Origin of the sequence: Magnetospirillum fulvum MGU-K5 (assembly GCF_000442515.1) — a bacterium.
Lineage (GTDB): Bacteria > Pseudomonadota > Alphaproteobacteria > Rhodospirillales > Magnetospirillaceae > Phaeospirillum > Phaeospirillum fulvum_B.
The window spans coordinates 1-5,446 of the sequence record NZ_AQPH01000118.1 but is presented as its reverse complement, the minus strand read 5'-3'; the positions used below and the strand labels follow the sequence as shown (position 1 = coordinate 5,446).

5 protein-coding genes are annotated in these 5,446 nt (G+C 63.0%); all 5 read left to right on the top strand.

All coding sequences use genetic code 11. The annotated features are described in order from the left end of the window. Nucleotides 1–685 (top strand): HAD-IC family P-type ATPase (locus K678_RS16730; RefSeq protein WP_021133662.1); only part of this gene is annotated, 685 nt, incomplete at its 5' end. Between the two features lie 13 nt (nt 686–698). Further along, nucleotides 699–1,313, top strand: coding sequence for a potassium-transporting ATPase subunit KdpC (gene kdpC / locus K678_RS16725; protein ID WP_021133661.1), 615 nt, complete (start codon nt 699–701; stop codon nt 1,311–1,313). An 11-nt stretch (nt 1,314–1,324) separates the two neighbouring features. Then, nucleotides 1,325–4,030, top strand: coding sequence for a sensor histidine kinase (locus tag K678_RS16720; protein ID WP_021133660.1), 2,706 nt, complete (start codon nt 1,325–1,327; stop codon nt 4,028–4,030). Then, a complete protein-coding gene (locus K678_RS16715) occupies nt 4,027–4,707 on the top strand; it encodes a response regulator (RefSeq protein ID WP_021133659.1) in 681 nt (226 codons plus the stop codon). The genes K678_RS16720 and K678_RS16715 overlap by 4 nt, the downstream gene beginning before the upstream one ends. A gap of 172 nt (nt 4,708–4,879) precedes the next feature. Further along, on the top strand, nt 4,880–5,353 hold the full coding sequence (locus tag K678_RS16710) for an OsmC family peroxiredoxin (RefSeq protein ID WP_039853707.1): 474 nt from the start codon (nt 4,880–4,882) through the stop codon (nt 5,351–5,353). The last annotated feature ends 93 nt before the right edge of the window (nt 5,354–5,446 follow it).

Below are 5,446 nucleotides of genomic sequence, written 5' to 3'. Positions count from 1 at the left end.
GCGCTTTGCGACGCTGCGGGCGATGGGGATCAAGACGGTGATGGTCACCGGCGACAATCCGCTGACCGCCGCCGCGATTGCCGCCGAGGCCGGAGTCGATGATTTCCTGGCCGAGGCGACCCCGGAAAAGAAGCTGGAGCTGATCCGCGAGCATCAGAAGGGCGGACGGCTGGTGGCGATGTGCGGCGACGGTTCCAACGACGCACCCGCTTTGGCTCAGGCCGATGTCGGGGTGGCGATGAATACCGGCACCCAGGCCGCGCGCGAGGCGGGCAACATGGTCGATCTCGAAAGCGATCCGACCAAGTTGATCGAGATCGTGATGATCGGGAAACAATTGCTGATGAGCCGGGGATCGCTCACCACCTTCTCGATCGCCAACGACGTCGCCAAATATTTCGCGATCATCCCGGCTTTGTTCCTGGCGTCGTACCCGCAGCTTCAGGCGCTGAACGTGATGAACCTCGCCAGCCCGCAAAGTGCGATCCTGTCGGCGATCGTCTTTAATGCCCTGATCATCATCGCCCTGATCCCGCTGGCGCTGAAGGGCGTTCACTACAAACCGGCCAGTGCCGAAACGCTGCTGAAGCGCAATCTGCTGGTCTATGGGCTGGGCGGCCTGATTGTTCCCTTCGCCGGGATCAAGCTGATCGATATCGCGATTGCCGCCCTTGGCCTCGCCTGAACGGAGAGATGAGATGTTAAAAGAGCTTCGTCCCGCGCTGGTGATGGTGGCGGCGATGACTGTCCTGACCGGGCTGGCCTATCCGCTGGCGGTGACCGGGCTGGCCCAGATCGCCTTTCCCTGGCAGGCCAAAGGCAGCTTGATCGAGAAGGACGGCCAAGTGATCGGATCGGCCCAGATCGGTCAGAACTTTACCGGACCGACCTATCTTTGGGGCCGTCCGTCGGCCACCGTCGCCGCCGATCCCGCCGACCCGACCAAGAGTGTCGCGGCGCCTTATAACGCCGCCGCCTCGGGCGGTAGCAATCTGGCGCCGTCCAGCCGGGCCCTGGTCGACGGGGTTGCCCAGGCGATCGCGGCGATCCGCGCCGCTCATCCTGACCAGACCGGGCCGGTGCCGGTCGATCTGGTCACCGCTTCGGCCAGCGGGCTCGATCCCGACATCAGCCCGGCCGCCGCGTTGTGGCAGGCGGGCCGGATCGCGCAGGCTCGTCATGCTCCGGTCGAGGAGGTCAAAGCCCTGATCGCCCGCCATGTCGACGGCCGCCAATTCGGCTTTCTGGGCGAGCCGCATGTCAATGTGCTGGACGTCAATCTTGCACTGGACGAACGCTGGCCGGTGAAGTGAAGTAGCGTTTGATGACCGACGACCGCGATAACCGTCCTTCCCCCGATGCTCTGCTGGCCGAAGCCCAGCGGGAAGGACGGGGGCGGCTGAAGATCTTTCTGGGGGCCGCTCCCGGCGTCGGTAAGACCTATGCGATGCTCCAAGCCGCCCATGACCGGGTGCGCGAGGGACAAGACGTCGTTGCCGGTGTGGTGGAAACCCACCGGCGACGCGAGACCGAGGCGCTGGTCGCCGGGATTGAGGTGCTGCCCCAGCGTCAGGTCGAGTATCGCGGACGGGCCTTTTCCGAACTCGACCTCGATGCCCTGTTGCGGCGACGGCCCAAGATCGCCCTGATCGACGAACTGGCCCACACCAATATTCCCGGCTCGCGCCACGTCAAGCGATGGCAGGACATCGACGAATTGCTGGGGGCGGGGATCGATGTCTATTCGACCCTCAACATCCAGCATCTGGAATCGATTAACGACGTCGTCGAGCAAATTTCCGGCGTCAAGGTGCGGGAAACTCTGCCCGACAGCGTGCTGGCGACCGCCGACGAAATCGAACTGATCGACCTGCCGCCGCAGGATCTGATCAAGCGGATGGAGGAGGGCAAGGTTTATCTGCCCGAGCAGGCGCGCCGGGCGATGCACAGTTTTTTCACGCCCGGCACCCTGACCGCGCTGCGCGAACTGGCGCTGCGCCATGCCGCCGAGCGGGTCGACCGCCAGATGGTCGATTACATGCGCGCCCACGCCATCGCCGGTCCCTGGCCCGCGCGCGAACGTATCCTGGTCTGCTTCGATGAGAAGGTCGATGCCGAGCGGCTGGTCCGTGCTGCCAAACGAGCCGCCGAACGGCGCGGCGCGGCCTGGGTCGCGGTGACGGTGGAAACCGCCGGAGCCCACATCGTCACCGAGGCGGAAAAAGACAAGATGGCGGCGGCGATGCGGCTGGCGACCCAATTGGGCGGCGAGACGGCAACGCTTCAGGGCGACGACGTTGCCGATACCGTGCTGACCTATGCCCGCGAGCGCAATTGCACCCAGATCGTAGTGGGGCGCTCGCGGCGAAGTGGCCGGTTCGGGCGCTGGGGCGAATCGGTGACCGATCGCCTGATCGAGCGGGCCGGAGACTTCACCGTCATCCTGGTCGGCCGCGATGACGAGGACAAGCCGCGGCCGTCGCAGGTTCCGGCCGCACCGGCGCAATCGGGCTGGCGGCAGGGGCTGGGCTATGGCTTTGCCGTGATCGCAACCGCGATTGCCACCGGGTTGGGCTTCCTGATTGATCTGTGGCTGCCGATTGCCAACATCTCGGTGGCCTATCTGCTGGCGGTGATGATCGTGGCGATGCGTTCGGGCCTGCGCCCTGGCATCGTCGCTTCGATTGCCAGTTTCTTTTGCTTCAACTTCTTTTTTACCGAACCAAGGCTGACCTTCGCGATCACCGACAGCAAGAACATCCTGACCGTGGTGTTCTTTCTGATCGCGGCGGTGATTATCAGCAACATGGCAGCGCGGCTGCGGATGCAGATCGAGACCACCCGCGAAAGCGCCCGACGTACCACCAATCTGTACGATTTCGGGCGCAAGATCACCGCCGCCGCGACCCAGGACGATGTGTTGTGGGCGGTGGTCCATCATGTCGCCGTCACCATTCATGGCAAGTCGCTGATGCTGCTGCCGGGCGAGAGCGGGCTGGCGATTGCCGCTGGCTATCCGCCCGAAGACCAGATCGACGACAAATCCGCTGCTGCTGCCGATTGGGCCTGGAGTCATGGCAAGCTGGCCGGGCGCGGTTCGACCACTCTGCCGACGGCGGGCTGGCTGTTTCTGCCGCTGAAAACGGCGAGGGGGCCGATCGGGGTGTTGGGTGTGCGGATGAAAGATGGCGGGGTGACCCCGTCTCCGGCCCAGCTCCGCCTGCTGGAAACCCTGGCCGATCAGGCCGCCGTCGCGATCGAGCGGACCACCCTGGTCGCCGATATCGAGGCGGCGAAAGTCTCGACCGAGCGTGAACGGTTGCGCTCGGCGCTGCTGTCGTCGCTGTCGCACGATCTGCGCACGCCGCTGGTGTCGATCATGGGGGCGGCTTCGACCCTGATCAATTACGACGAGTCGCTTGACGGTACCAGCCGCCTCGATCTGGCGCAGACCATTCAGGACGAGGCGGAACGGTTGAACCGTTTTGTTCAGAACCTGCTCGACATGACCCGGCTGGGATCGGGGGCGTTGAAGCCAAAGGTCGATTGGGTCGATCTCAACGATGTCGTCGGGGCCGCGGTCAAGCGGACCCGCCGCCTCGCTCGCCATCATGCTATCCGGGTCGAGATCGATTCCAAATTACCGCTGCTGTGTCTCGATGCGGTGCTGATCGAACAGATGTTCTTTAACCTGCTCGACAACGCCTGCAAATACGCGCCGTCCGGCACGACGATCAAGGTCTGGGCGGTCAAGGCCCTCGACCATATCGCCATCGAGGTTGCCGACCAGGGGCCGGGTATCCCGCCCGAGGATCGCGAGAAGGTGTTCGACATGTTTTATCGGGTCCAGGCCACCGACAGCCAGACCGCAGGCACCGGGTTGGGGTTGGCGATCTGCCGGGGCATCGTCGAGGCGCATGGCGGCACCATCAAGGCCGAACCCGGATTGCACGGGGCGGGAACCTGCATCATCATTCACCTGCCGTTGCCTCCCGATCTCGATCTGACGGCAAAAGAGGGGCCGTCATGACGCGTATTCTGGTGATCGACGACGAGCCGCAAATCCGCAAATTCATGCGAATCTCGCTGTCGGCCAATGGCTATGAGGTGATCGAGGCCGAAACCGCCTCCGACGGCATCGCCGCCGCCCGCACCCAATCGCCCGATCTGCTGATCCTCGATCTTGGCCTGCCCGATCTGGACGGTCAGGAGGTGATCAGCGCGGTCCGCGAAAGCTCGGCGGTGCCGATCATCGTCCTGTCGGTCCGGGCCGAGGAACTCGATAAAGTCGAGGCGCTTGACCGTGGCGCCAACGATTATGTGGTCAAGCCGTTCGGGATTGCCGAATTGATGGCCCGGGTCCGCGCCGTGGTGCGTCAGCGTGGCGTCAAGGAGGGGGCGGACACGGTGATCGAGACCGCAGGCGGGGTGCGGATCGACCTGTCTCGCCGCGTCGTCAGCCGGGGCGGCGAGGATTTGCGCCTGTCGAAAAAGGAATGGGAGTTGCTGGACGTCTTTGCCAACAACCCGGACCGTTTGATGACCCACCGCGACCTGTTGCTGAAGGTGTGGGGTCCGGCCCATGTCGAGGACACCGCTTATCTGCGGGTCTATGTCAATCAACTGCGCCAGAAGCTTGAGGCCGACCCGTCGCAACCGACCCTGATTGTCAACGAACCCGGTATCGGATATCGACTGAAAGTGTGATGGCTGGTCTATTTGATAAATAAATAGGGGGATTTCGTTTTTCATAAATATCCGACACGATGTTATCATTAATCTCGAATATTTAAGTAATTTCCGATCCTGCTGCGATAGAGTTTCTGTCTGTTAGTGTTGCTGTATCGAACAGACACTCTGTCGTTACAGGAGCCGCTTCGTGACTGAAAAAACAGCAAGCGTGCATTGGGACGGCCAGGGGAAGACAGGAACCGGCGCGATCAGCACTGAAACCGGCGCTTTGTCTCATGCTCCCTACGGCTTCGGCAGCCGTTTCGGAGAGGAACGGCGCAATACCAACCCCGAAGAATTGCTGGGCGCTGCCCACGCCGCCTGTTTCACCATGGCGTTTTCGTTCGCTGCGGAAAAGGCCGGGTTGACCATCACCGAGATCGAAACCACCGCCAGCGTCCGCTTGGTCACGCAGGGTGAGGGGTTTTTGATCGACCGGATCGCCCTGACCCTGCTGGTGACCGGGACGGATGTCGATCCGGCACGTTTCCACCAGATCGCCGAGGGGGCAAAACGGGATTGCCCGCTGTCGAAGGCGCTGGCCAGCGTTCCCGAGATCACGTTGGAGGCAAGCCTAAGGGAAGAGCCCGCCGCGATCAGCAAAGCAGGACTATTTCCATGAGCGCCGACACGGTTGCCGATCTGTTCGTCCAGACGCTTTTCCGGGCCGGGGTCGAACGGATTTACGGCGTGGTCGGTGATAGTCTCAACGGGA